Origin of the sequence: Streptomyces violaceus (assembly GCF_036014075.1) — a bacterium.
GTDB lineage: Bacteria > Actinomycetota > Actinomycetes > Streptomycetales > Streptomycetaceae > Streptomyces > Streptomyces violaceus.
In genome coordinates, this window is record NZ_CP107911.1 from 5,878,496 (window position 1) to 5,902,316 (window position 23,821).

Sequence of the window (23,821 nt, forward strand, 5' to 3'; positions counted from 1 at the left end):
GGAGCGTCTGGGCGCTCTCGAAGGGCATGGGCCCTGGCAGGCCGAGTTGCTGGTGGCCGATGTGCTCCGATCGGCGGCTGGTGAGGCATCCGGCTGGTGAGATATTCGCTCACGTTTCGAGAAGAACGCCCGGACCTTCCATACCTCGGCTGCCCGGCTACGAACCCCTCAGTGAGGCAAGCACGCGACAGCTGGCAGTCGAGGGGGTCCTCTCATGACGGGACAGCAGCTCCAGGAGGCGATGAAGGGCCTCGTGGAGGAAGCCCGGCCCTGCGCGGCGCCGCCGGATCCAGCGACATCCGCTGCCGCGGAGCGGTTCGCCGCGCTGCTGGCGGAGGTCGCGCACCTGGACGAGGTGCGGGTCGACAGCGACTTCTTCGATGATCTCGGTGCCGACTCCCTGGTGATGGCGCACTTCTGCGCGCGGGTGAGGAACCGGCCGGACCTGCCGGCGGTGTCGATGCGCGATGTCTACCGGCATCCGACCGCCGGCGGGCTGGCGGTCGCACTGGTCGACAGCACCCCGCCGCCACCACCCGAACCCCAGGCACCCAGCCCCTCGGGACTGTCTGCGGCGCCGGTACCGGCACCGGCGCCGCCCACCGGCCGCCCGCACCGCGTGCTCTGCGGGGCACTCCAGCTTCTGGCCTTCCTCGGCTATGCCTTCCTCCTCGCGGCCGTCGCCGCCCGAGGCTACGAATGGATCTCCGCGCAAGGACACCTGCTCGACGCCTATCTGCGGAGCGTCGTCTTCGGCGCCGCGCTGTTCGTCGTACTGTGCGCCCTGCCCGTGATCGCCAAGTGGGTACTGATCGGCCGGTTCACGCAACGGCGGTTCCGAGTCTGGAGCCTCACCTACTTCCGGTTCTGGCTGGTCAAGACGCTGATCCGGTCGAGCCCGCTGGTCCTGTTCGCCGGATCGCCGCTCTACCCGCTCTACCTGAGGGCCCTGGGCGCCCGGATCGGCACAGGAGTGACGATCCTTTCGCGCAGCGCCCCCGTCTGCACCGATCTGCTGACCGTCGGCGACGGCGCGCTCGTGCGCAAGGACGCGCTGCTCAGCTGCTACCACGCGGTCGACGGTGTGATCGAGACAGGGCCGGTCACCCTGGGCCGGGGCGCGGTCGTCAGCGAGGTGACGGTGCTGGACATCGGGACCCGGCTCGGCGACGGATCCCGGCTCGGGCACGCGTCCTCCCTGCACACCGGCCAGGCGGTCCCCGACGGCGAGCACTGGCACGGCTCTCCTGCCCAGCCCGCGGACGGCGACTTCCCGGAGGTGGAGGCCGCCCGGTGCGGCACCGCACGGCGAGCGGTGCACGGCTCTCTGACGCTCCTCACGGCGCTGCTGGTGTATCTGCCGCTCGCCGTGGGCTGCCTGGACGTGCTGCTCTCCCGGATGCTGGAGGGATCCGCCGTACTGAAGGGCGGGGCGACGGTGCTCTACCTCGACCTGCTGGTGGTCACGGTCGTGGTCTTCTTCGGCGGGGTGCTCGCCGCTCTGGTGGTCCTGGCCACCGTCCCCCGGCTGCTGGGCCGGTTCGTCCCGTCCGGCCGGACGTACCCGCTCTTCGGCTTCCGCTACACCGTGCACCGGACGATCGTCCTGATGACGAACAGGAAGTCCCTGACCCGTCTGTTCGGCGACAGCTCCTGCATCGTGCACTACCTGCGCTGGATCGGCTATCGCCTCTCTCCCGTGGAACAGACCGGCTCGAACTTCGGCACGGCGGTCAAGCACGAGAGCCCCTATCTGAGCAGGATCGGCACCGGGACCATGGTCGCGGACGGGCTGTCCCTGATGAACGCCGAGTACTCCAGCACCTCCTTCCGGCTGTCACCGACGGCGGTCGGGGCGCACAACTTCCTCGGGAACCGCATCGCCTACCCCGCCGGCGGGCGGACCGGCGACAACTGCCTGCTCGGTACCAAGGTGGCGGTCCCCGTCAGCGGACCGCTCCGGCGCGATGTGGGCCTGCTCGGCTCCCCCTGCTTCGAGATCCCGCGATCGGTGGCGCGGGACAGCACCTTCGACGACCTCAGGAACGGGAACGGTCTCGGCCGCCGCCTCGCGGCCAAGAACCGGCACAACGCCGTCACCATGGCATGGCACCTGCTCACCACATGGCTGTTCTTCTTCTGCGTCGTCCTGCTCTTCGCGCTCGCCGCGAGCCAGTACCCGGTGTGGGGCACGGCGGTCCTGGCGCTCGCCAACGCCGTCGTGCTGCCGTTCACCCTGCTGTACTTCGTCCTCCTCGAACGGGCCGTCACGGCCGCGCACCCACCGGAGCCGCTGTTCTGCTCGATCTACGACCGCCGGTTCTGGCGTCGTGAGCGGTACTGGAAGGTCCCCTCCGAGACGTATCTGCACATCCTCGACGGCACCCCCTTCAAGGCCGTCGTGTGGCGCCTGCTGGGCGTCCGGATCGGGGCACGGGTCTTCGACGACGGCTGCCATATGACGGAGCGCCCCATGGTCGCCATCGGGGACGACTGCACCCTCAACTCGGGCAGTGTCCTGCAGTGCCACTCCCAGGAGGACGGCACGTTCAAGTCGGACCGCAGCGCGCTCGGTGCCGGCTGCACCGTCGGCGTCGGAGCGCTCGTGCACTACGGCGTGACGGTCGGTGACGGCGCCGTACTGGCGGCGGACTCCTTCCTCATGAAGGGCGAGACGGTCCCCGAGCACACCCGCTGGGCAGGGAATCCGGCCCGCCCGGCCCTCGACGAAAGGGACGAAAGGGGAGGTGTGCGGTGATGGCAGCGACAGCGACCGAGGCCCGCGTCCCCGCAAGCGGCAGCCGTGCCGAGGGCGGCTTCACGGCCGTGCCCCGATGGGCGAAGGATCCGATGCCCGGCACCGGCGAGCACATCAGCCGTGTCACCGGCGAGGTGACGGCGGCCCTGCGGGCGCGGGCCCGTGAACTCGGCGTGCCGCTCACCGCGATCCTCCTCGCGGCCCACGCGAAGGTGCTCGCCCTGCTCTCCGGCGACCCCGAGGTGCGCAGCGGCTACCTGGCCCCGGGCCGGACCGCGCCGGGGCCCTTCGAGCTGACGGCCGGGCCCGGCACCTGGCGCCGACTGGTGCTGGACGCCCGGCGGGCCGAGGCGGCGGCGCTGTCGGCCGGGACCGGCCCACCGCCCCCGGCCGGCGGCCCCGAGGCGGTGTTCGCCCCCACAGGGCACGAGATCGACGTCCCGCTGGACGGGGGCGTGCTGCTCGGCATCTCAGTGAGTGAGGATCGCGGCCGGCTCGTGCTGCGTCTGCGGCACCGGACGGACCTGCTGGACGCGGACTGTGCCGCCCGGATCGGGGGATACCACCGAGCCGCGCTGGAGGCGATCGCCGCCGACCCCGACGCCCCTCACGACCGGGGCAGCCTGCTGTCCGCGGACGAACTCCGGTTCCAGCTCGACGGGCTGGCGGCGGGGCCGCGCCGTGCGCTGCCCGACCGCCGGTTCCACGAACTGTTCGAGGAACGGGTGCGCCGGCATCCGGACGCCGTCGCCGTGGTCCACCGGGGCCGCGGCCTGACGTACGCGGACCTCGACACCCGGGCCAACCGGGTGGCCCGCGCCCTGCTGGCCGAGGGGCTCGGCCCGGAGGACACGGTCGCCGTGGTGACCGAGCGCGACCTCCACTGGGCGGCTGGCGTGCTCGGCGTTCTCAAGGCCGGCGGCGTGTACCTGCCCGTCGACCCGCATCACCCGCCCGGCCGCGTCAGCGCGATGCTCACCCGAGCCGACTGCTCGTACGTCCTCACCGCACCCGGCAGCACCACTCGGCTGGACCGGGCGCTGGCCACACTCCCCGGAACCCGGCGGCTGCTCGTCCCGGACCTCACCGGGCGGGCGGCCACCGACGGAACGGACCTCGGCCTGGACATCCCGGCGGACCGGCTCGCGTACGTCTTCTTCACCTCCGGCTCCACCGGCGAGCCGAAGGGCGCGCTGTGCGAGCACGCCGGCCTGCTCAACCACCTCTACGCCAAGATCGACGATCTGGGCATAGGCGAGGGCACCGTGGTGGCGCAGACGGCCTCGCAGTGCTTCGACATCTCGCTGTGGCAGTTGCTCGCCGGGCTGCTGACAGGCGGGCGGACCCTGCTGGTCGAGCAGGAGGCCATCCTCGACGCGGACCGGTTCCTGGACCGGATCGCCGAGGAACGCGTCAACGTCCTCCAGGTGGTGCCGTCCTATCTCGACGTCATCCTGTCCGCGCTGGAACGCGTCCCCCGGGACCTGCCGGACCTGCGGTGCGTCTCCGTCACCGGCGAGGCGCTGCGCGGTGAGCTGGTCCAGCGGTGGTTCGCCGGCGGACCCGCCGTGCGCCTGGTCAACGCCTACGGGCTGACCGAGACGTCCGACGACACCCACCACGAGGTGATGGACCGGGCACCCGCCACCGACCGGATCCCGCTCGGCCGGCCCATCGCCAACGTGCACCAGTACGTCGTCGACGAGAACGTGCTTCCGGTGCCGCTCGGCGCGCCCGGCGCCATCGTCTTCTCCGGGGTGTGCGTCGGGCGCGGCTACGTCAACGACGCCGAACGCACCTCGCTCGCCTATCTGGAAGACCCCCACCGCCCCGGCCAACGGCTCTATCGCGGAGGCGACTTCGGCCGCTGGCGGCCCGACGGAAAACTGGAGTTCCTCGGCCGCCGGGACGCCCAGGTCAAGATCCGGGGGTTCCGGGTCGAGATCGGCGAGGTGGAGAACACGCTGCTGCGGGTGCCCGGCGTCACGGACTGCGCGGTCGTGGTGACCGGAGCGGAAGGCCACGCCCGCCAGCTGGCCGCCTTCTGCACGAGCGAGGGTGCGGTGAGGGCCGAGGACCTGCGGGAGCGGCTCGCGGACCTGCTCCCCGCGTACATGGTCCCGGCGTCCTTCCACCGGTTGGACAGCCTGCCGCTCACCGCCAACGGCAAGACCGACCGCAAGGCGCTCGCGGCACTCGCCGAGGACCTCGGCCCGGCCCGGGACTCCCACGGCGCCCCGCGGACCCCGTCCGAACGGCGGCTCGCGGCTCGATGGGAGGCGGAACTCGGCCTGCCGCCCGGACGGGTCCGCCGGGACGACAACTTCTTCGATCTGGGCGGCACGTCCCTGTCGGCGGTACGGCTCGCGGTCTCGCTGGACCGGATGATCTCCCCGCGCGACCTCGCCGGCCGCCCCGTACTGGCCGACCTGGCCCACCTGATCGACACCCGGACCGGCGGAGAACCGGGCCGACCGTGACAGACACGAGCAGTACGAGAGGAGAGATCGACATGCTGTCGGCACTCTTCCGCAAGAACAGGGCCACCACGACAGAGTCCCCGGAGGGCTTTCCGGTACTCGACGCGGAAGACACCACGGACACCACGGGCACCACGGACGCGGCGGCCTGGGCGGCCGGACGGCGGGGCGAGCTGCGCGAACTCGTCGCCGAGCGGGGGGCGGTCACCGTCCGGGGCCTGGGCCTGCGCACCCCGGCCGACGTCGCGTCGGTCCTCCGCCAGGTGGCCGGGCGCCCGCTGGCCGAACACGAGGCCTTCGCCGCCCGCGACCGCCACGCGGACGGCGTCTACTCGTCGTCGGCCTGGCCGCCCAACCAGCCCATGTGCATGCACAACGAACTCAGCTACGCCCTCGAGTGTCCCGGCCTGATGCTGTTCGCGTGCCTTGAGCCGCCCGTCGAAGGCGGTGCCACCGCCCTGGCCGACGCGACCGCCGTGCTGCGGGCGCTGCCCGCCGACCTCGTCGACCGCTTCGCCCGGGAGGGCTGGCTGCTCACCAGGGCCTACAACGAGGGGATCGGCGCGACGCTCGCCCAGTCCTTCGGCACCGACGACCGAGGCGAGGTCGAGGCCTACTGCCGTGCCCACGCGATCGACTGGTCCTGGCAGCCGGACGGTTCGCTGCGGACGTGGCAGCACCGGCACGCCGTCGTGCGGCACCCGGTCTCCGGCCGGTCCTGCTGGTTCAACCAGATCGCGTTCCTGAACGAGTGGACGATGGCGTCCGAGGTCAGGGAGTTCCTGATCGACGAGTACGGCCCCGACGGTCTGCCCTTCAACACCCGTTACGGCAACGGCGATCCGGTGCCTCCGGACGTCGTCGAGCAGATCAACAAGACCTACGAGACCCACACCGTACGCCGGGCCTGGCAGCGCGGGGACCTGATGCTCGTGGACAACATCCGCACCGCGCACAGCCGGGAGGCGTACCAGGGGCCGCGGAACGTCGTGGTGGCGATGGCCGACCCGGTGCGTCCCGGCCTTCCCGGACCGCAGAGGGGGAGTGAAGCGGCATGACCACCGTGCACACCGTTCCGCAGACCGCCCGGGCCGACACCCCGGTGGTGCCGTCCTTCGCCGTCATCCCCGGAAGCCAGGTCAAGGAGGTGCTCCAGGGCCGAGAGAAGACCGTGGTGGAGGTCGTCGAGGCGACGTACCGCCAGCACGGCGCCGGCCGTACGGTCAATCCGCCGTCCTCCTTCCTGCGCTTCCCCGACCGGCCGACGGCACGGATCATCGCCCTGCCCGCTTCCCTCGGCGGCGAGGGCGGGGTGGACGGCCTGAAATGGATCTCCAGCTTCCCGGCCAACGTCGCCTCGGGCATCCCCCGGGCGTCCGCCGTCCTCATCCTCAACGACCCCGTCACGGGCTACCCCTTCGCCTGTATGGAGAGCTCGATCATCAGCGCCGCCAGGACCGCCGCGTCCGCCGCTTCGGCGGCCGACCGGCTCAGCAGGGGACGGCCGCGCCCGGTCCGGCTGGGGTTCGTCGGGGCGGGTCTGATCGCCCGTTACATCCACACCTACCTGGAGGGCACCGGCTGGTCCTTCGACGCCATCGGCGTGCACGACCTGTCCCCCGACAGCGCCGCCGGCTTCCGCACCTACCTGGAGCAGTCCGGCGCCGTCGGACGCGTCACCGTGCACCGCGGCGCCGAGGAGCTGATCCGCCTCAGTGACCTGATCGTCTTCGCCACGGTCGCCGACCGGCCGCACATCACCGAGCCGTCGTGGTTCCGGCACAACCCGGTGGTCCTGCACGTGTCGCTGCGCGACCTCGCCCCGCAGGTGCTGCTCAGCGCCACCAACGTCGTCGACGACATCGACCACTGCCTCCGGGCCGCCACCTCACCGCACCTCACCGAACGCCTCACCGGCAACCGCGACTTCCTGCTCGGCACGCTCGACGACGTGATGGCCGGCCGGGTGACGGTCCCGGCCGGCCGGCCGGTGGTCTTCTCACCGTTCGGCCTGGGCGTGCTGGACCTCGCGGTCGGCGGCTACGTCTACGACGAGGTGGCCCGATCCGGGGGACTGCAAGTCATCGACCACTTCTTTCACGAACTGAGCCGGCACGGCTGAGGGGCGCCCCCCGGTCCACCGCCGGCCCTGTACGAGGAGACCATCGTGCCAGTCATATCCGTCCCCCAGGCCTTCAACGAGGAGGACCTGTACGTCGACCTGGAGCCGATGACGGGACACCGGCTCTTCCTCAAGTGCGAGGGCTTCAACTTCGCCGGTTCGATCAAACTGAAGGCCGCGACCGAGATGGTGGAGTCCGCCGAGCGGAGCGGAACCCTCAGGCGGGACTCGATCCTGGTCGAGTCCTCCTCCGGCAATCTCGGCGTGGCACTGAGCATGATCGCGGCGAGCAAGGGCTACCGCTTCGTCTGTGTGACGGACTCCCGGTGCAACCTGGCCACCCGGCTGATGATGGAGGCCCTGGGCAGCCAGGTCCACGTCGTCTCCGACGAGCACGCCACCGGCGGTCTGCTGGGCGCGCGGCTGGCGCACCTGCGCGCCCTGTGTGCCGCGGACGACCGCTATGTGTGGCTGAGTCAGTACACCAACCCCGACAACTGGAGGGCGCACTACTTCAGGACGGCCCCGGCCATCGCCCGCTGGTTCCCGCGTCTGGACGTCCTGTTCATCGGCGTCGGCACGACCGGCACCCTGATGGGCTGCGCCCGCTGGTTCCGCTCCTGGCACCGGCCCGTGCGGATCGTCGCGGTGGACAGCGTCGGCTCCGCCATCTTCGGAGACCCGCCCGGACGGCGGATGATCCCCGGCCTCGGCATGAGCCTCCGCCCACCGCTGCTCGACGAGAGCTACGTCGACGAGGCGGTCCGCGTCGAGGAGGCCGACGCCATCCGTACCTGCCGGAACCTGGCGAGGCGGGGCTTCCTGTTCGGCGGGTCGACCGGCACGGTCGTCAGCGGGGCGACGAGCTGGCTCGCCCGGCACGGAACGCCGGGCCTCACGCCCGTCGCGATCGCCCCGGACCTCGGTGAGCGCTATCTCGACACGATCTACCAGACCAACTGGGTGCAGGCCCTCTACGGCAATGACGCCCTCGCTGACCCCCGCGCTGTGCGGGCGCCCTCCGACTGACCGAAGACGGCCGTGCCATGTGCCTCCTCCCCGCGAGACCGGCCCTGCGCCCCGACCGGCTGACACCCGCCGCCTGGACCCGGCCTCCGGAGCCGCCTCGCCCCGGTCGGCCCCGCCTGTGGCTGGCCCGGGTGGAGGACCTCCGTGGCTCTTTGACCCCGCTCGCCGGCACGCTGCTGGACAGCGGGGAACGGGCGCGGGCCGCGGCACTGCACCGGACGGCGGACAGGGACGGCTACCGGGTCGCCCATGTGTGCCTGCGCCTGCTCCTCGGCGCCTACCTCGGGGTCGAGCCGTCGGACGTCACGTTCGTACGGCGACCCTGCCCGGTGTGCCGGGGCCCGCACGGCCGTCCCGACGTGCCCGGCGTGCCCCTGTGCTTCTCCGTCTCCCGTACCGACGGCCGCTGCCTTCTCGCGTTCGCGGACACACCGGTCGGCGCGGACATCGAGCGGCTGCCCGGCTCGGACGTCGTCGCCGCCCTCACGGACACGCTGCACCCCCGGGAGGCCGCCGAGCTCGCCGCGTGTCCGCCTCAGGGGCGCCCCGCCGCCTTCGCCCGGGTGTGGACACGCAAGGAGGCGTATCTGAAAGGGCTCGGCACCGGACTCGGACGTGACCTCCGCTCCGACCACCTCGGCGCCTCCGTGCGCGGGCCCCGCCGGATGCCGGGCTGGACGGTCGACGATGTCGCGGTGGGCAGGGGGCACGCGGCCGCCGTCGCGGTGGCCGAGCGGTGACTGTCATGCGGCGGTGATCGTCATGCGGGGACGGAGATGACACCGACCGGGTGGGTGGTGGGCCGGCGGGAGCCGCCGGCCGGTTCCACCGTCAGGCAGACGGCGGTGGCCCCGCCGAGGCGCCCTTCCAGGACTTCCGCATGCCCCCCGCCCTCGGTGGACAGCAGTCCGGCCGGCCGGAACCGCCCCGGTTCGGCGTACCAGAGCTGGTAGACCCGGTCGTCGGTGAGCGGCGGCAGCCCCGACGCGAACACCGCGGACCGGTTCTCCGTCCGGGAGGCGACCACGCTCGCGGTCCCGCCGTCCGCGAGCTTCTTGGTGCTGATCGTGGCGTCGGGGGCGGTCACGACATCGGCGAGTTGCCGGTACTCGGCGTGCTCCTCGGCGGACTGCTCGCGCGCGTTATCGGCCTCGGAACTCTGCCACCAGGCGACACCTCCGAGAGCCGCGGCCGCCGCCAGGGAGGCCGCCAGCGCCAGCCGGAGCCCTCGCTGCCGGCGGCGTCGGCGCCGGGACTCCGCCGCGACGGACCGGTCCTGAGGGACGGCCGCGATCCGGTCGAGCACCCGGCGGCGCATCTCCGCCGAGGGCGCGCTCGTCTCGGCCGCCCCCATCTCGACGGCCGCCCCGGACAGCTGATCGACCTCCGCACGGCAGGGGGCGCAACCGGCCAGGTGGTTCTCGAAGGCGGCTTCCTCCTCGGCCGGCAGCGCGTGCAGCACGTACGCGCCGACATCGAGATGGGGGTCGTCGGTGAGGTTCACGAGCCGGCCTCCATACAGTCGTGCAGGCGCTGCAGCCCCTGACGCATCCGCGACTTGACGGTGCCCGCCGGCATCGAGAGCGCCTCGGCGACCTCCGCGTACGTCAACCCCTCGTAGTAGGCCAGCACCAGGGGCAGCCTCAGCTCGCTGGTCAGCTGGGCCAGGCAGCGGAAGACCACCCGCTGCTCCTCCCGCGTCTCGACCTCCTCGGCGACGGTGTCGAAGGACCGCTCCTGTTCCCGGACCGCGGCGCGCAGCTCGCGGGCGCGGCCCGCGGCGACGGACCGTACCCGGTCCACCGCGCGCCGGTGCGCGAGGGTGAGCACCCAGTTCCGGGCGGCTCCGCGCGCCGGCCGGAACCGGTCGGCGGTCCGCCACACCTCCACCATCACGTCCTGGGTCACCTCCTCCGCCTGGGCCTCGTCCCTGACCACGCGGCAGGCCAGTCCCAGCACCGGGTGAGCCAGGGCGTCGTACAGTTCGGCGAAGGCCCCTTCGTCGCCGTCGGCGGCGCGGACGAGCAACTGGTCCAGCGCGGTGTCGTCCGCGGCCCCTGCTCGTCCCCCTTGTGTGTCACCTTCCCTCTGAGCTCCGGCTCGTCGGTCCATCGCGCCTCCTCGGCTCAGCTCGACACTGGCCCTCTTCCACGGGCGGCGCATCCGGTCCGAACCCGTCCGTCTGACAGATTCACCTGTCTGCCGCAGCAGACGGCCGGCCGGTCTCACGCGCGCCGAGGTGGCGCGTTTTCCCACTGCTGGTTCGTAGCGGCAGGCCCGGCAGATCAAGATCAGTCGCCCTCGGTGCACGAGGAGGGGCCGCCGGCGACTCCGGCGGCCCCTCCTCCCCCCTCCTGGTCCCACCCCTGGTCCCGCCCCCGGGTCTTGTCCCTACCGGGGCAGCACCGCGACATACGCGGCCGGTTCGCGGTCGGCCGCCGCCATCAGGGCGGTGCGGACCACCGCCGCCTGCTGCTCCACCGAGTCGCGGAGCTTCCTGGGCGTGATGTGGACGACCGTGATGCCGAGCCGCTCCAGGTGCTCGCGCTTGCGGGCGAACTCCGACCACTGCGCCTCGTCGTTCTGCCGGGGCGCCCGGGTGTCCAGCTCCAGCGCCACCGCCTGCTCCGGCCAGTACGCGTCCAGGCCGCCGAGGTAGGGGCCGCCGGGCAGGCGCAGGTCCACGTTCCACACCGGGTCGGGCAGTCCGTACTCGCGCACCATCCGGTACAGGCGGTCCTCCGCGATCGCCCGGCCCTCGGCCAGCAGGGAATCCACCGCGTCCACCACGTGCGGGCGGCTCAGCAGCCGGGCCTGGTTCAGCTCCCGCACCACCGCGGCCGGCTCGCAGTACGCCCCGCGCACCGCCTCCGTCATCAGCCGGCGCACGACGACGGCGTCCGCGAGGCCCGCCACCGCGTCGGCCAGCGCACGGGCGACGGGGGCCACCGGCAGGCCGGTGACCTGCTCGGGGACCGGCAGCGCCACACCCCGGACGATGCGCGCACAGCCCGTCGAGCGCAGCCGGCGCATCCGCGGGACCAGGACGTCGATCACGTCCAGGGACGGCAGCGGGGGAGTGGACGAGAAGCCGTGCAGCGTCAGCGCCGCCAGTCCCGTGATCATCGCCTCGGGGTGGGCGGGGGCGCCGGAGCCGTCCGCGCCGGGCTGGGCGGGAACACCCGTGCCGCGCTCCCGTGCCGCGTACCTCAGCACCGCGTGCAGCCGCTCCTCGCTGGTCGGCGGGCCCGGGTGGAGCAGGACGACGCCGGGGAGGAGCTGCTGCCAAGGGCCGCCGGGGGTGCACTGCTCGTTCACCTGGGCCGTCGAGACACCGTGCGCGCGGAGCTGCGCGACCGTCATCACCCGGAGCCGGCCGCGGCCGGACAGGTCGTGGAGGGGGCGGGGGGAGAGCGGGGTGTTGTGCGTCATGACCGGCAATTTCCCGCACCGGGCCCGCCTTTTAACCCCTGTTACAGGCCCGTCGACACATACGGACAATCCGGCACTAAAGGACGGATGTTCGGATGCCGAAACGCCCTGGTCCGTTCGGGTGCGGACCAGGGGTTACGGCTGTGATTGCCTGTATTCCGTAACGGTGACGGAACCCGAAATCTCAGGCCAAAGGTGTCAGGTCGGGGCTACCCGGCCGCCGCGTCGCACGCCTGCCCCCGCAGGGCCCGCGCCAGATCGTCCTGGGCCTCCAGCACCAGCCGGCGCAGGGCCGGGGCCGCTTCCCGGTGGGACTCCAGCCAGGCGTCCGTGGCGTCGAGGGTCTCCTGGGACTGCTGGAGCGACGGGAACAGACCCTGCACCACGTGCATCCCGATCTGGATCGACCGCTCGGCCCACACCCGCTCGATCGCCGCGAAGTACTTCTCCGCGTACGGCGCGAGCAACTCCCGCTGCGAGCCCTGCGCGAAGCCCGAGATGGTCGCCTCGACCATGGCGTTGGACAGCGCGTCCGACTCCACGACCTGCGCCCACGCCTGCGCCTTGACCGCCTCCGACGGGCGGGCGGCCAGACAGCGCACCTGGTGACGCTTGCCGGAGGCGGTGTCGTCCCGGGCCAGCTCCTCGGCCAGCACCTTCTCGTCCACCACCCCGTGCGCGGCCAGCGGCTCCAGGAACACCCACCGCAGCTCCTGGTCCAGGTCGAGGCCCTCGACCGCCACCGCGCCCGTCAGCAGGTCCCGCAGCAGCTCGAAGTCGGTGTCGGCGGCGGCCACCCGGGCGAAGAAACGCGCCCACGCGAGCTGGTGCTCGCTGCCCGGCCCGGCCGCGTACAGCTCGCGTCGCGCGCCCTCGGAGAGCAGCCGGGCTGCCGCCTCCCGCCGGCCGGGCGCCGCGTAGTGCGTCACCGCCGACTCGGCCCACGCGTGCAGCATCTGGAGCACGCCGATCTCGGACTCGCGCCCCGCGAACCGCAGCACCAGATCCACGAAGTCCCGCGCCGGGAGCAGCGCGTCCCGCGTCATGTTCCACAGCGCCGACCAGCACAGGGCACGCGCCAGCGGATCGGTCACCGACCCCAGGTGCTCGCGCAGCGTCGCCAGCGAGGTCGAGTCGAAGCGGATCTTGCAGTACGTGAGGTCGTCGTCGTTGACCAGCACCAGATCGGGGGCGTCGGCACCGGCCAGGTCCGCCACCACCGTCCGCGCGCCGTCGACGTCGGTCTCGGCCCGCGCGTACCGCTCGAGCGAGCCGCCGTCCGTCACCCGGTACAGGCCCACCGCCACCCGGTGCGGCCGCAGTTCCGGATGCGACTCGGCGGCCTCCTGCACCACCGCCAGCTCCTCGACGCGGCCCTGCGGGCTCAACAGCACCTGCGGAGTCAGCGAGTTCACCCCGGCCGTCTGGAGCCAGGACCGCGCCCACGCGCTCATGTCCCGGCCGCTGGTCTCCTCCAGCACCGACAGCAGGTCACCCAGGCGCGTGTTGCCGTACGCGTGCCGCTTGAAGTAGCGCCGGGCGCCCTCCAGGAACGCGTCCTGCCCGACGTATGCCACGAGTTGCTTCAGCACCGACGCGCCCTTGGCGTACGTGATGCCGTCGAAGTTCAGCTTGGCGTCCTGCAGGTCGCGGATGTCCGCCGTGACCGGGTGCGTGGAGGGCAGCTGGTCGGCGCGGTAGGCCCACGCCTTGCGGCGGTTGGCGAAGGTGACCCAGCCGTTGCCGAAGCGGGTCGCGCCGACCAGCGAGAACGCGCCCATGAAGTCCGCGAAGGACTCCTTCAGCCACAGGTCGTCCCACCACTCCATGGTGACCAGGTCGCCGAACCACATGTGCGCCATCTCGTGCAGGACGACGTTGGCCCGGCCCTCGTAGGACGCCTGCGTCACCTTCCCCCGGAAGATGAGCTCCTCCCGGAACGTCACGAGACCCGGGTTCTCCATCGCGCCCAGGTTGTACTCGGGCACGAACGCCTGGTCGTACTTCCCGAACGGGTACGGGTAGTCGAAGTGGTCGTGGAAGAAGTCCAGGCCCTGCTTGGTGACCAGGAAGACGTCGTCGGAGTCGAAGTGGGGCGCGAGGCCCTTGCGGCACAGCGCGCCGAGGGGGATCTCCAGCGTCGTGCCGTCCGCGAACGTACGGGAGTAGCTGTCCGTCACGTGGTGGTAGGGGCCCGCCACCACACACGTGATGTACGTCGAGATCGGCTTGGTCTCGGCGAACCGCCAGACCCCGTCGCCGAGTTCACCGACGCCGTTGCTCCACACCGTCCAGCCCTCCGGGGCCCGCACCTCGAAGCGGAACGGGGCCTTGAGGTCGGGCTGCTCGAAGTTCGCGAAGACCCGGCGGGAGTCGGCCGGCTCGTACTGCGTGTACAGGTACACCTCGCCGTCCTCCGGGTCGACGAAGCGGTGCAGGCCCTCGCCGGTGCGGGAGTAGGCGCACTGGGCGTCGACGACCAGCTCGTTGTCGGCGGCCAGGTCCTCCAGCGTGATCCGGGAGCCGTCGAAGACCTCGCCGGGGTCCAGATCCCGGCCGTTGAGTGAGACGGCCGTCACACTCGGCGCGATCAGGTCGGCGAAGCTGCTCGCCCCGGGCTCGTTGCAGCGGAAGCGCAGGGTCGTCACCGAGCGGAAGGTGCGGGGCCCGGAGCCGTCGTCCTCGCCGACCGCGGACCGCAGGTCGAGGGACACCTCGTACCCGTCGACGCTCAGCAGGGCGGCCCGCTCCCGGGCCTCGTCGCGGGACAGATTCTCACCGGGCACGGGCGGCACTCCTCATATGTCGTGGGGCACTGCTGAACAGCATCGATCCTGCCACGTGCCCCTGACGCCAGGGGCCGGGAATGACCGGAGCGAGCACCGGCGTTCCCGGAGGAAACAGTTTCCTCATGAGGAGAGACATGTCGGACAAGACCCCCGTCGACTTCTGGTTCGACCCGCTGTGCCCCTGGGCATGGATGACCTCCCGTTGGGTGCTGGAGGTGGAGAAGGTCAGGGACATCGAGGTCCGCTGGCATGTCATGAGCCTCGCCGTCCTCAACGAGGACAAGCTCGACGACCTGCCCGAGGAGTACCGCGACATGCTCGAGACCAAGGCCTGGGGTCCCGTCCGGGTCGTCATAGCGGCACAGCAGGAGCACGGCGCCGAGGTCCTCGGCGACTTCTACACCGCACTCGGCACCCGCATCCACAACCAGGGCGGGGGCCCCGGCAAGGAGATCGTCGCCGCCGCCCTGGAGGACGCCGGCCTGCCCGCGTCCCTCATCGAGCACTGGGACTCCACCCCCTACGAGGCCGAGCTGCGCGCTTCCCACAAGGAGGGCATCGACAAGGTCGGCCAGGAGGTCGGCACCCCGGTCATCGCCGTGCCCGGCTCCGACGGCGAGCAGATCGCCTTCTTCGGCCCGGTCGTCACCCCCACCCCGCTGGGCGACGAGGCCGGCCGCCTCTGGGACGGCACCCTCGCGGTGGCCTCGGTCCCCGGCTTCTACGAGATCAAGCGCACGCGCACCAAGGGTCCTGACTTCTCCAACCTGTAGGGCTCACCCGGCGGGGGCGGCCTCCTCCTTGAATCGCTCGGGGAGGACGCCGCCGCCGTCCGTGTGCAGATACGGCTGGTACCAGAGGCAGCCCTTCACCGTGCACCGCCAGAGGTTGTCCACGTAGTGGCGCGGATCCTTCTTCTCCGCACGGACCGCCGCCCGCTCCTCCTCGTTGAGCTTCCGGAAGTCCTGCATGGTGCCGCAGGTCTTGCACGCCCTGCGAATCATCAGCTCCTCCTCGCGATCACCGCCAAGTCCGGGAAGTCGGTGACGACCGCATCGACCCCCATGCGGTAGTACAGCGCGTATTCGGCGAACGCGTCCCCGAAATCGTTCGCTCCGCTCCCGCGCCGGAACTCCGCCGGCAGGAACTGGTTCTCCGCGCGGAAGGTGTACGGCCCGATCCGCAGCCCCGTCGCGTGCGCGTCCGCGACGAGGGGGGTGGCGGCGACCGACGACTTGTCCGGCCCGATCCAGTCCGCGTACTCCGCGATCTGCGCCAGGCCCGCCGGCGTCATCATCTCCTTGTAGGTCCTCCCGGGCAGGTCGTACGGCCCGCCCGTCGTCCCCAGCGCCTGCCACAGCGGCACACCCAGGCCCGTCATGCGCTTGAGGCTCGTCGGCTCGAAGGACTGCACGACGCACTCGCGCCGGCCGAGCCGGTTGCGGCGGATCGTGGCCGCGAGCTTCGGCTCCAACGGCAGCCCGATGGACCGGAAGTACGTCGGATGCTTGGTCTCCGGGAAGACGGCGATCGTCCGGCCGTGGGTCCGCGACAGCCGCCGCGCCAGCTCCACGACCTCCTGGAAGGTCATCACCTCCTCACGGCCGTCGAAGACCGTGTTGCGGTTGCGGACCTGCGGCAGCCGCTCCACCGCCCGCAGCGTCTTCAGTTCGGCGAGGGTGAAGTCCTCCGTGAACCATCCCGTCACGGCACGGCCGTCGACCGTCTTCGTCGTACGGCGGTCCGCGAACTCGGGGTGGCGGGCCACGTCGGTCGTCTGGGAGATCTCGTTCTCGTGCCGGACGACGAGCACATGGTCCTTCGTCGGCACCAGATCCGGTTCGATCCAGTCCGCGCCCGTCTGCACGGCGTACGTGTACGAGGCGGCCGTGTGCTCGGGGCGCCAGCCGGCCGCGCCCCGGTGGCCGATGACCACCGGGCGCCCCTCGGCAGGGGCCGCGTGTGCGGGTACGGCCGCGACCGCCGGTGTGGCGGCGGCCGCGAGCAGGAGAGATCGGCGTCTCAGGTGCATCCAAGTCCCTCTCGTGGTCCGGGTGTTCAGGTCCTTGCGCGGGTCCGTGCCTCGGCGAGCCGGCCCAGGTGCTCCTCGTAGCCCCGCGTGTGGAACGCGGCCCGCCCCGGATCCGGCTCGACGACCTCCGTCGGCCGTGTCCACGCCTCCGCCTCCAGCGGCACCCCGTACCGCTCGGCAGCCGCCAGGACCGCGCCCCGCGCGCCCACCTCGCCCTCGACGACCCGCAGGGGCCGGCCGAGCACATCGGCGAGCAGCCGCATCCAGGCGGGGCTGCGAGTGCCGCCGCCGCAGACGGCCAGGTCCCCGTCGAGGCCCGCCGCCTCCAGGCAGTGCCGGGCCGCGTACCCGATGCCCTCGCAGGTCGCGCGGACCAGATCGCCCCGGGTCGACTCCAGGGAGACACCGAGGAGTTCGGCGCGCAGCCGCGGCTCCACGAAGGGGGCGCGTTCACCGGAGGGCGCGAAGTACGGCAGCACGCGCACGCCGTTCGCGCCCGGCGGGGTCTCGGCCAGCAGGCCGTCCACCTCGTCGTGCCGCACCCCCGTCGTCGACAGTACCCAGTCCAGCGCCGCCGTGCCCACCATCGCGGGCATGGCGCGCAGCCAGTGACCGGGCCGGTCCGTGGAGATGTACAGCCCCGCCGGCTCGCCGGTCAGGTCCAGCTCGGTCGTGGCGACCAGGCTGGCCAGACAGGTGCCGACGATCAGCAGACCGTCGCCGGGGGACGTCACCCCGGCGCCCAGCGCGCAGGCCGGCAGATCGTACGGCCCGTTCGCGATCCGGGTGCCGGACGGCAGGCCCTCGCCCAACGCCTCGGCCGTCGCGACGGGGTCGCTGACCGGGGCGAGCAGACCCCGCCGGTGCGTCAGCCCCAGCAGCTCGACGACCCGGTTGTCGTAGGTCCGCGTACGAGGGTCCAGGAAGGGCATCGAGGCGTCCGACACATCCGTCGTCGGACCGGCCCCCGTCAGCCGCTGGAACACCATGTCCTTGCAGTACAGGGCGGCCTTCGCGGCATCCAGCGCCTTCGGTTCGCTGCTGTCCAGCCAGGCCAGCAGCGGCCCCGGGCACCCGGGGAACATCGCGCTCCCCGTCCGCCGGAACACCGTCTCGAAGGTGCCGTCGGCCAGCCACCGGTCGACCAGTTCGTGCGCCCGGCCGTCCATCCAGGAGGCCGCCGGCCGCACGGGCCGCCCCTCGCCGTCGACCAGCCACACCCCGTCGCCCTGCCCGGTGAGCCCGGCCAGCTCCACCGGTTCCGCAACGGCGGCGGTCAGCGCGCCGAGCACCTCGACGACCGCCCCGTACACCTCCTCCATGTCCTGCTCGACGACCCCGCCGTGCAACGACAGGCCCACCGACCTGGACTCCACGGCCAGTTGGCGGCCCGCCGCGTCGAAGGCCGCCGCCTTGACCATGGACGTGCCCACATCGATACCGACGTACATGCGGCTCTCCTCCCGGTCCTCAGGTCAGGCAGTGCGCGAGCGGCTCCCCGCGCACCCAGCGGCCCACCTCTTCGGCGGCGATCCGCGCGGCCTTCTCCGCCACCGCGCGCGACGCCCCGCCCAGATGCGGGGTCAGCACGACACGGTCACCCAGCCCCAGCAGCCGGGACTCCGCGGGCAACGGCTCCCGCTCGTAGGTGTCGAGCGCCGCCGCCGACAACCGCCCGCTCTCCAGCGCGTCGCACAGCGCGCCCTCGTCCAGCAGCGGGCCCCGGGCCACGTTCACCACCACCGCGCCGGGCGGCAGCAGCCCCAGCTCCCGGGCGCCGATCAGCCCCCGGGTCTCGGGGGTGAGCCGGGCGTGCAGGGTGATCACCTGGGAGCCGCGCAGCAGGGCGTCGAGGGAGTTGACCCGCAGGCCGTGGATCTCCCCGTGCACATACGGGTCGTACACCATCACCCGCGCCCCGAACGCGCACAGCACCCGGGCGACCCGGCTGCCGACGGCCCCGTATCCGACCAGCCCGACGGGCAGGTCCTCCAGCTCCAGACCGCTCTGCTCGTACGTGTAGTACGTCGCGCCCTCCCAGCTGCCCTGCCGGACCAGCGGGTCATGGGCCTGCGGGATGCGGCGCAGGGCCGACAGCATCAGGCCGACGGTGAACTCGGCCGTGGCGGCGGCGTTGCGGCCCGGCGCGAAGCACACCCGCACATCACGGTTCCTGGCCGCGTCCAGGTTGACGTTGACCGGCCCGCCCCGGCACACCACGACCAGCCTCAGATCCGGGCAGGCGGCGAGCACACGCTCGGTGACCGGCCCCATCTGCGTGACCAGGACCTCCGCCCCGGCCAGCGCCTCGATCATCTCGTCCTCGGCGTCACTGGCCTCCTGCACCTCGGCGACCGGCCCGAACGGCTCCAGCGGCCACCCGAGTTCCAGTTCCTTGATCTGCGCCCGCTCCACCTCGTGCTCCACCGCCCGAGTGATCAGCGACGGCAGAACGAAGTGGTCACCGGCGGCCACGACTCGCACGCTGTTTCCGTCAGTCATCGCAGGGCATCTCCCGTCTCGGCGTCGAAGACATGGGTGTGCTGGGGGTCGGCGGCGACGCGGACCCGCTCGTCGTGGGCGAGCCGTACCTCGGGGTCGGTGAGGACGACCAGATGCCGTTCGACACCCTCGAGGGCGAGGGTCGCCAGGCCCGACTCCAGAAGCGGCTCGTGCGCGACGACCCGGGCGGGCAGGCCGCCTTCGGCCGTGAGCGAGACGTCCTCCGGGCGGATCCCGACCACCACCTCCCGCCCCTGCTCCACCGGCACGGGCAGCGCGATCCGCACCGAGCCGGAGAGGCGGGCCTCGCCGTCGCCGGTGGCGAGGCCGGGCAGCAGGGTGATCGCGGGCTCGCCGACGAAGTCCGCGACGAACACGTTGGCCGGGCTGTCGTAGATCTCGTACGGCGTGCCGAGCTGCTGGATCACGCCGTCCCTCATCACGGCGATCCGGTCGGCGAGCGAAAGGGCCTCCTCCTGGTCGTGGGTGACCAGGATCGTGGTGTGGCCCAAGTCCTGCTGGATGCGCTTGAGTTCACGGCGGGTGGTGTCGCGCTGGGCCGCGTCCAGATGGGACAGCGGCTCGTCGAGGAGCAGCACGTCCGGTTCGCGGATCAGGGCCCGGGCCAGGGAGACGCGTTGCTTCTGGCCGCTGGACAGGCCGGCCGGGCGGGCGCCGAGGAGGTCGGTCAGGCCCACCCGCTCGGCGATCTCCTTCACCTTGCGGTCGACGTCACCCCTGGAACCGCGCGCGGCCTTCTTGCGCGCCTTGAGCCCGAACGCCAGGTTCTCCGCGACCGACAGCGGCGGATACAGCGCGTAGTTCTCGAACGCGACCCCGATGTTCCGCTGCTGAGCGGGCCGTTCGACGACCGAGTCCCCGCCGACCAGGATGTCCCCGCCGGTGACCGGCTCAAGACCGGCGATCATGCGGAGGGTCGTCGACTTGCCGCAGCCGGACGGCCCGAGCAGCCCGAGCAGCTCCCCGGACCCGAGGTTCAGATCGATCCCGCGGACGGCGTCCACCGAAGGCCGTCCCCGCGACTGATACGTCTTACGCAGCTCACGTAGTTCCAGTCCCGTCATGGCCGCCCTTCGTCGCGCAAACCTCGTAACGGACCTTGTGCTCGTCCAGATCCCGCAGTGCCTCCGGCGACGCCCCGTCGTCCACCAGGAGCGTGTCGAAGCGGGAGAGCGGGACGACCCGGTGCAGGGCGACCCGGCCGAGCTTGGTGTGGTCGATCAGCAGGACGTTCCGTGCCGCCGCGTCGAGCATCGCCCGCTTCACGGACACGATGTGCTGCTCCTGGTGATAGGCGTACCCCCCGTGCACGGCCGACGTCGACGCGAAGCACACGTCCACGCGCAGTTGCTCGACCGCCTCCACGCAGGACACCCCCAGGAAGGAGGAGTGCAGCGGGTCGTAGTCGCCGCCGAGCGCCATCAGGTGGATGCCCCGCTGGTCGGACAGCAGGTTGATCGCCTCCAGGAAGTTGGTGACGACCGTCAGCGGCGTGACCTCACCCGTGCGCAGCCGCCTGGCTATCTCCAGGGTGGACGTGGAGTCGTCCAGCAGGATCGCCATGCCGGGCTCCACCATCCGCAGCGCGTGCTCGGCGACGGCGGCCTTCTCGGCCCGCATGGTCTTCAGCCGGTACTGCACGTTCGACTCGAAGACCCCCGACGGCTGCGCGGTCACCCCGCCCCGGGACTTCCGTACGATGCCCTGCCGTTCGAGCTCGTCGAGGTCGCGGTGGATGGTCATCAGGCTCACCCCGAAGCGCTCGGCCAGCTCCGCCGCCGTCGCCGAGCCGTCGGCCAGCACCTGCTCGGTCATGGCGGCCTGCCGCGCCGCGGGCCCCTGCTGTCCACCACTGCTACCGCTCATGATCGTGTCTCTATCCGTCGTCCCGGTCGCTCCGGCCGGTCGGCCTCGAACAGCAGCAGGTTCTCAGGCCGGACCGCGAGCCGTACGGGATCGTCCGCACGAAGGCGTGCCGCGTCCGCCCGGGGCGCCACCAGCGACACCCGCTGCTCCCCGGTCCCGAGCCGGACGGTGACCTCCACGGACCGCCCGAGCACCTCGGTGACGTACACGGTCCCGGTGAGCTCGTGCCCGTCGCCGTGCAGGGCGATGTCCCGGGGCCGCAGACCGACGAGGACGTCCGTGCCGGGCGCGGCCGATGCCCGGACCGGCAGCTCGACCCCGCCGTCCGCCCGCACCCCGCTCTCCGTCACCACCCCGGGCAGCAGATTGATCCGGGGCCGCCCGAAGGCCCGCGCCACCTCCGTGTCGTACGGCGTGTACCAGATCTCCTCCCGGGTGCCCGTCTGCACGATCCGCCCCTGACGGATGACCCCGATCCGGTCGCCGAGCGCCAGGGCCTCGACGGAGTCATGCGTGACGTACAGCGTGGTGGTGTGCTGCACGGCCCCGATGGCCTTCAGCTCGGCCCGCATCTGCTGGCGCAGCTTGGCGTCCAGGTGGGAGAGCGGCTCGTCGAGCAGGAAGGCCCGGGCGGGCCGCACCAGCACCCGCCCGAGGGCCACCCGCTGCCGCTGGCCGTTGGACAGCTGGCCCACGGGCCGGTCCAGCAGGGCGGAGATGCCGAGCAGCTCGGCGACCGCGCCGATGCGCTGCCGGGCCTCGGCGGCGGGCAGCCGGTGCCGGGGGGAGCGCAGCGGCGAGGCCACGTTGTCGTAGGCCGAGCGGTGCGGGTAGAGCGCGTAGCTCTCGAAGCACATGGCCACGCCCCGGTCGTAGGGCTCCACGCCCCGCATGTCCTCGCCGTCGAGCACGACCGTGCCGGAGTCGGGCTGTTCGAGCCCGGCGATCGTCTTGAGCGTCGTCGTCTTGCCGGCCCCGGACGGGCCCAGCAGACAGAAGAACTCGCCCTCCCTGACCTCCAGTTCGAGCTCGTCGAGCGCGACGGTCCTGCCGTACGCCTTCCGTATCCCGCTCAGCGTGATCACGATTTCACCGCCCCGAACGACAGGCCCCGCACCAGATACCGCTGGATCGTCAGCGCCAGCAGCAGCGGCGGTACGACGGAGACGAGGGCCGCGGCGGCGGTCAGGTTGTACTTGGGCCGGTCCCCGCCGAGGAAGGACAGCGCGCCCACGGTCACCGTCTGAGCCTCGTTGGAGGTGAGGATCAGGGGGAAGACGAAGTTGTTCCAGGCGAAGATGAAGGCCAGCAGCGACACGGCCGCGATGCCCGGCTTGACCAGCGGAAGGGCGACGCGGAAAAACGCCTGCTTGCGGGTGTAGCCGTCCAGCAGGGCGGCCTGCTCCAGCTCCGGTGTCAGATCGGCGAAGTAGGACCGCATGATCCACACGATCAGCGGCAGCGTGACCAGTTGCAGCACCCACACCATGCCGACGTACGTGTCGAACAGGCCGAGCTTCTGGTACAGCACGAACAGCGGGATGATCACGGTCAGTTCGGGCGCGAAGCGGAACGACAGCAGCGTGAACATCAGGTTCTCGGAGCCCTTGAACCGCCACCGCGCCGAGGCGTACGCCGCCGGCAGCCCCACCACCAGCGACAGCACGACCGCCCCCACCGACACCACCAGACTGTTGACGAAGAACCGCACGAACGGGATGCCCTCGCTGTCGCCGAGGACCGTCCGGTAGCCGTCGAGGGTGGGGGAGAAGGAGAAGTAGGTGGAGAAGAGCTGGTCGGCCGGCTTCAGCGAAAGGATCACCATCCAGGCGATCGGGAACAGCGCGAAGACGAAGTAGAGGATCAGGGCGGTGTCGCACAGCCACCCCACCAGGCGTTTCCTCATGTGGTCACCTCCGCGGCCTTCCGCTGGATCTTCCCCAGGTGCTTGACCAGCACCATCGCGGCCAGATACACCACGGCCCACAGCACGATCGTGTAGCTGATCCCGAAGGAGTACCGCTGGAAGCGGATGGCTTCGAGATACGCCCGGATCTGGAGCACCACCGTCGAGTCACCCGGCCCGCCCTCCGTCAGGGCGTAGATGATGTCGAACACCTTCAGCGAGTCCATGAACCGGAAGATCACCGCGACCAGCACATACGGCCACAGCATCGGCAGCGTCAGCCGCCGGAAGGTGTACCACCACCCCGCGCCGTCCACGGCCGCCGCCTCGAACGGGGAGGCGGGCAGCGACCGCAGACCGGCGAGGGCGAGGATCGCCACGAACGGGGTGTAGACCCACACGTCCACGGCGATCGACGACAGCAGCGCACCCGTCGGGGTGTCGGTCCACTGCACCCCGCCCAGGCCGAAGGGCCTCAGCAGGTAGTTGACCACCCCGACCGACGGCTGGAGCATCAGCTTCCAGATGATCGCCGCGATCACCGGGGCGATCATCAGCGGCAGGATCAGGATCTTCTCCAGGACCCGGCCCAGCAGGGTCGAGCGGTGCAGCAGCAGGGCGACGGCCACCCCGAGCACGGTCTCGACGAAGGCCGCCCCGACCGCGTACAGCACCGTCACCCACGCCGAGTTCCAGAAGGCCTCCTGCGTGAAGACGGTCGCGTAGTTCTCGAACCGCACCATGTCCGGCTGCGGTTTGCTCGCCGAGAAGTCGAACAGCGTGTAGTACAGCCCGAGCCCGAAGGGATAGAGAATCCCGCAGGTCAGCAGCAGTGCCGGGACGATCAGGACGTACGGGCGCAGGGTGAGCCGCCACCCCATCGG

20 protein-coding genes are annotated in these 23,821 nt (G+C 71.7%); 7 read left to right on the top strand and 13 right to left on the bottom strand.

Going from position 1 to position 23,821, the window contains the following annotated elements; all coding sequences use genetic code 11:
• Window positions 1–214: 214 nt before the first annotated feature.
• The 6 genes from OG542_RS26555 to OG542_RS26580 are packed head-to-tail and all read left to right on the top strand — an operon-like array spanning window position 215 to window position 9,129.
• Window positions 215–2,758 carry a Pls/PosA family non-ribosomal peptide synthetase gene (locus OG542_RS26555; RefSeq protein ID WP_328413939.1) on the top strand — a complete coding sequence of 848 codons (2,544 nt, stop codon included), beginning with the start codon at window positions 215–217 and terminating at the stop codon, window positions 2,756–2,758.
• Entirely contained in the window at window positions 2,758–5,238 is a 2,481-nt protein-coding gene (locus OG542_RS26560) for a non-ribosomal peptide synthetase (RefSeq protein WP_328413940.1), read from the top strand. Before OG542_RS26555 ends, OG542_RS26560 begins: the two co-directional genes overlap by 1 nt.
• A 32-nt stretch (window positions 5,239–5,270) precedes the next feature.
• Window positions 5,271–6,296, top strand: a complete 1,026-nt coding sequence (locus OG542_RS26565; protein WP_328413941.1) for a TauD/TfdA family dioxygenase — start codon at window positions 5,271–5,273, stop codon at window positions 6,294–6,296.
• Entirely contained in the window at window positions 6,293–7,360 is a 1,068-nt protein-coding gene (gene sbnB, locus OG542_RS26570) for a 2,3-diaminopropionate biosynthesis protein SbnB (RefSeq protein WP_328413942.1), read from the top strand. Before OG542_RS26565 ends, sbnB begins: the two co-directional genes overlap by 4 nt.
• A gap of 45 nt (window positions 7,361–7,405) precedes the next feature.
• Window positions 7,406–8,389: a 2,3-diaminopropionate biosynthesis protein SbnA gene (gene sbnA / locus OG542_RS26575; RefSeq protein ID WP_311125731.1), complete on the top strand. Its 984-nt coding sequence runs from the start codon at window positions 7,406–7,408 to the stop codon at window positions 8,387–8,389.
• A 17-nt stretch (window positions 8,390–8,406) separates the two neighbouring features.
• Window positions 8,407–9,129, top strand: a complete 723-nt coding sequence (locus OG542_RS26580; RefSeq protein ID WP_328413943.1) for a 4'-phosphopantetheinyl transferase family protein — start codon at window positions 8,407–8,409, stop codon at window positions 9,127–9,129.
• 20 nt (window positions 9,130–9,149) lie between these two features.
• Here OG542_RS26580 and OG542_RS26585 read toward each other — a convergent pair whose 3' ends face one another.
• The 4 genes from OG542_RS26585 to pepN all read right to left on the bottom strand — a co-directional run bounded on the left by OG542_RS26585 (window position 9,150) and on the right by pepN (window position 14,607).
• On the bottom strand, window positions 9,150–9,893 hold the full coding sequence (locus tag OG542_RS26585) for an anti-sigma factor (protein WP_328413944.1): 744 nt from the start codon (window positions 9,891–9,893) through the stop codon (window positions 9,150–9,152).
• Window positions 9,890–10,501 carry an ECF RNA polymerase sigma factor SigK gene (gene sigK, locus OG542_RS26590; protein WP_328413945.1) on the bottom strand — a complete coding sequence of 204 codons (612 nt, stop codon included), beginning with the start codon at window positions 10,499–10,501 and terminating at the stop codon, window positions 9,890–9,892. Before sigK ends, OG542_RS26585 begins: the two co-directional genes overlap by 4 nt.
• Before the next feature lie 279 nt (window positions 10,502–10,780).
• The gene (locus OG542_RS26595) at window positions 10,781–11,821 is read right to left on the bottom strand and encodes a hypothetical protein (RefSeq protein ID WP_328413946.1); all 1,041 of its coding nucleotides are present in this window, start codon (window positions 11,819–11,821) and stop codon (window positions 10,781–10,783) included.
• Between the two features lie 209 nt (window positions 11,822–12,030).
• Window positions 12,031–14,607 (bottom strand): aminopeptidase N, encoded by a 2,577-nt coding sequence (gene pepN, locus OG542_RS26600; RefSeq protein WP_328413947.1) that lies wholly within the window; start codon window positions 14,605–14,607, stop codon window positions 12,031–12,033.
• A 137-nt stretch (window positions 14,608–14,744) separates the two neighbouring features.
• On the opposite strand from pepN, the gene OG542_RS26605 reads away from it, so the two are divergent.
• Entirely contained in the window at window positions 14,745–15,383 is a 639-nt protein-coding gene (locus OG542_RS26605) for a mycothiol-dependent nitroreductase Rv2466c family protein (protein WP_328413948.1), read from the top strand.
• Between the two features lie 3 nt (window positions 15,384–15,386).
• On the opposite strand, the gene OG542_RS26610 is transcribed toward OG542_RS26605, so the two are convergent.
• The 9 genes from OG542_RS26610 to OG542_RS26650 are packed head-to-tail and all read right to left on the bottom strand — an operon-like array spanning window position 15,387 to window position 23,818.
• Window positions 15,387–15,614, bottom strand: coding sequence for a hypothetical protein (locus OG542_RS26610; protein ID WP_184592709.1), 228 nt, complete (start codon window positions 15,612–15,614; stop codon window positions 15,387–15,389).
• Window positions 15,614–16,642 (bottom strand): glycerophosphodiester phosphodiesterase family protein, encoded by a 1,029-nt coding sequence (locus OG542_RS26615; RefSeq protein ID WP_328413949.1) that lies wholly within the window; start codon window positions 16,640–16,642, stop codon window positions 15,614–15,616. Before OG542_RS26615 ends, OG542_RS26610 begins: the two co-directional genes overlap by 1 nt.
• Window positions 16,643–16,668: 26 nt before the next feature.
• Entirely contained in the window at window positions 16,669–18,093 is a 1,425-nt protein-coding gene (locus OG542_RS26620; RefSeq protein ID WP_328413950.1) for an FGGY-family carbohydrate kinase, read from the bottom strand.
• Between the two features lie 19 nt (window positions 18,094–18,112).
• Window positions 18,113–19,144 (bottom strand): 2-hydroxyacid dehydrogenase, encoded by a 1,032-nt coding sequence (locus OG542_RS26625; RefSeq protein WP_328413951.1) that lies wholly within the window; start codon window positions 19,142–19,144, stop codon window positions 18,113–18,115.
• Window positions 19,141–20,229, bottom strand: coding sequence for an ABC transporter ATP-binding protein (locus OG542_RS26630; RefSeq protein WP_328413952.1), 1,089 nt, complete (start codon window positions 20,227–20,229; stop codon window positions 19,141–19,143). Before OG542_RS26630 ends, OG542_RS26625 begins: the two co-directional genes overlap by 4 nt.
• Entirely contained in the window at window positions 20,207–21,031 is an 825-nt protein-coding gene (locus OG542_RS26635; RefSeq protein ID WP_261679691.1) for a DeoR/GlpR family DNA-binding transcription regulator, read from the bottom strand. The genes OG542_RS26630 and OG542_RS26635 overlap by 23 nt, the downstream gene beginning before the upstream one ends.
• Window positions 21,028–22,116, bottom strand: coding sequence for an ABC transporter ATP-binding protein (locus OG542_RS26640; RefSeq protein WP_328413953.1), 1,089 nt, complete (start codon window positions 22,114–22,116; stop codon window positions 21,028–21,030). The genes OG542_RS26635 and OG542_RS26640 overlap by 4 nt, the downstream gene beginning before the upstream one ends.
• On the bottom strand, window positions 22,113–22,937 hold the full coding sequence (locus tag OG542_RS26645) for a carbohydrate ABC transporter permease (protein ID WP_193478095.1): 825 nt from the start codon (window positions 22,935–22,937) through the stop codon (window positions 22,113–22,115). The genes OG542_RS26640 and OG542_RS26645 overlap by 4 nt, the downstream gene beginning before the upstream one ends.
• The gene (locus tag OG542_RS26650) at window positions 22,934–23,818 is read right to left on the bottom strand and encodes a carbohydrate ABC transporter permease (RefSeq protein WP_328413954.1); all 885 of its coding nucleotides are present in this window, start codon (window positions 23,816–23,818) and stop codon (window positions 22,934–22,936) included. Before OG542_RS26650 ends, OG542_RS26645 begins: the two co-directional genes overlap by 4 nt.
• Between the last annotated feature and the right edge of the window lie 3 nt (window positions 23,819–23,821).

What these genes read in the sequence shown, in the direction of transcription:
- OG542_RS26555 (WP_328413939.1), top strand. Translation starts at nt 215, where the DNA reads ATGACGGGACAGCAGCTCCAGGAGGCGATGAAGGGCCTCGTGGAGGAA.
- OG542_RS26560 (WP_328413940.1), top strand. Translation starts at nt 2,758, where the DNA reads ATGGCAGCGACAGCGACCGAGGCCCGCGTCCCCGCAAGCGGCAGCCGT.
- OG542_RS26565 (WP_328413941.1), top strand. Translation starts at nt 5,271, where the DNA reads ATGCTGTCGGCACTCTTCCGCAAGAACAGGGCCACCACGACAGAGTCC.
- sbnB (WP_328413942.1), top strand. Translation starts at nt 6,293, where the DNA reads ATGACCACCGTGCACACCGTTCCGCAGACCGCCCGGGCCGACACCCCG.
- OG542_RS26580 (WP_328413943.1), top strand. Translation starts at nt 8,407, where the DNA reads ATGTGCCTCCTCCCCGCGAGACCGGCCCTGCGCCCCGACCGGCTGACA.
- sigK (WP_328413945.1), bottom strand. Translation starts at nt 10,501, where the DNA reads ATGGACCGACGAGCCGGAGCTCAGAGGGAAGGTGACACACAAGGGGGA.
- OG542_RS26595 (WP_328413946.1), bottom strand. Translation starts at nt 11,821, where the DNA reads ATGACGCACAACACCCCGCTCTCCCCCCGCCCCCTCCACGACCTGTCC.
- OG542_RS26605 (WP_328413948.1), top strand. Translation starts at nt 14,745, where the DNA reads ATGTCGGACAAGACCCCCGTCGACTTCTGGTTCGACCCGCTGTGCCCC.
- OG542_RS26610 (WP_184592709.1), bottom strand. Translation starts at nt 15,614, where the DNA reads ATGATTCGCAGGGCGTGCAAGACCTGCGGCACCATGCAGGACTTCCGG.
- OG542_RS26615 (WP_328413949.1), bottom strand. Translation starts at nt 16,642, where the DNA reads ATGCACCTGAGACGCCGATCTCTCCTGCTCGCGGCCGCCGCCACACCG.
- OG542_RS26620 (WP_328413950.1), bottom strand. Translation starts at nt 18,093, where the DNA reads ATGTACGTCGGTATCGATGTGGGCACGTCCATGGTCAAGGCGGCGGCC.
- OG542_RS26625 (WP_328413951.1), bottom strand. Translation starts at nt 19,144, where the DNA reads ATGACTGACGGAAACAGCGTGCGAGTCGTGGCCGCCGGTGACCACTTC.
- OG542_RS26630 (WP_328413952.1), bottom strand. Translation starts at nt 20,229, where the DNA reads ATGACGGGACTGGAACTACGTGAGCTGCGTAAGACGTATCAGTCGCGG.
- OG542_RS26635 (WP_261679691.1), bottom strand. Translation starts at nt 21,031, where the DNA reads ATGAGCGGTAGCAGTGGTGGACAGCAGGGGCCCGCGGCGCGGCAGGCC.
- OG542_RS26645 (WP_193478095.1), bottom strand. Translation starts at nt 22,937, where the DNA reads ATGAGGAAACGCCTGGTGGGGTGGCTGTGCGACACCGCCCTGATCCTC.
- OG542_RS26650 (WP_328413954.1), bottom strand. Translation starts at nt 23,818, where the DNA reads ATGGGGTGGCGGCTCACCCTGCGCCCGTACGTCCTGATCGTCCCGGCA.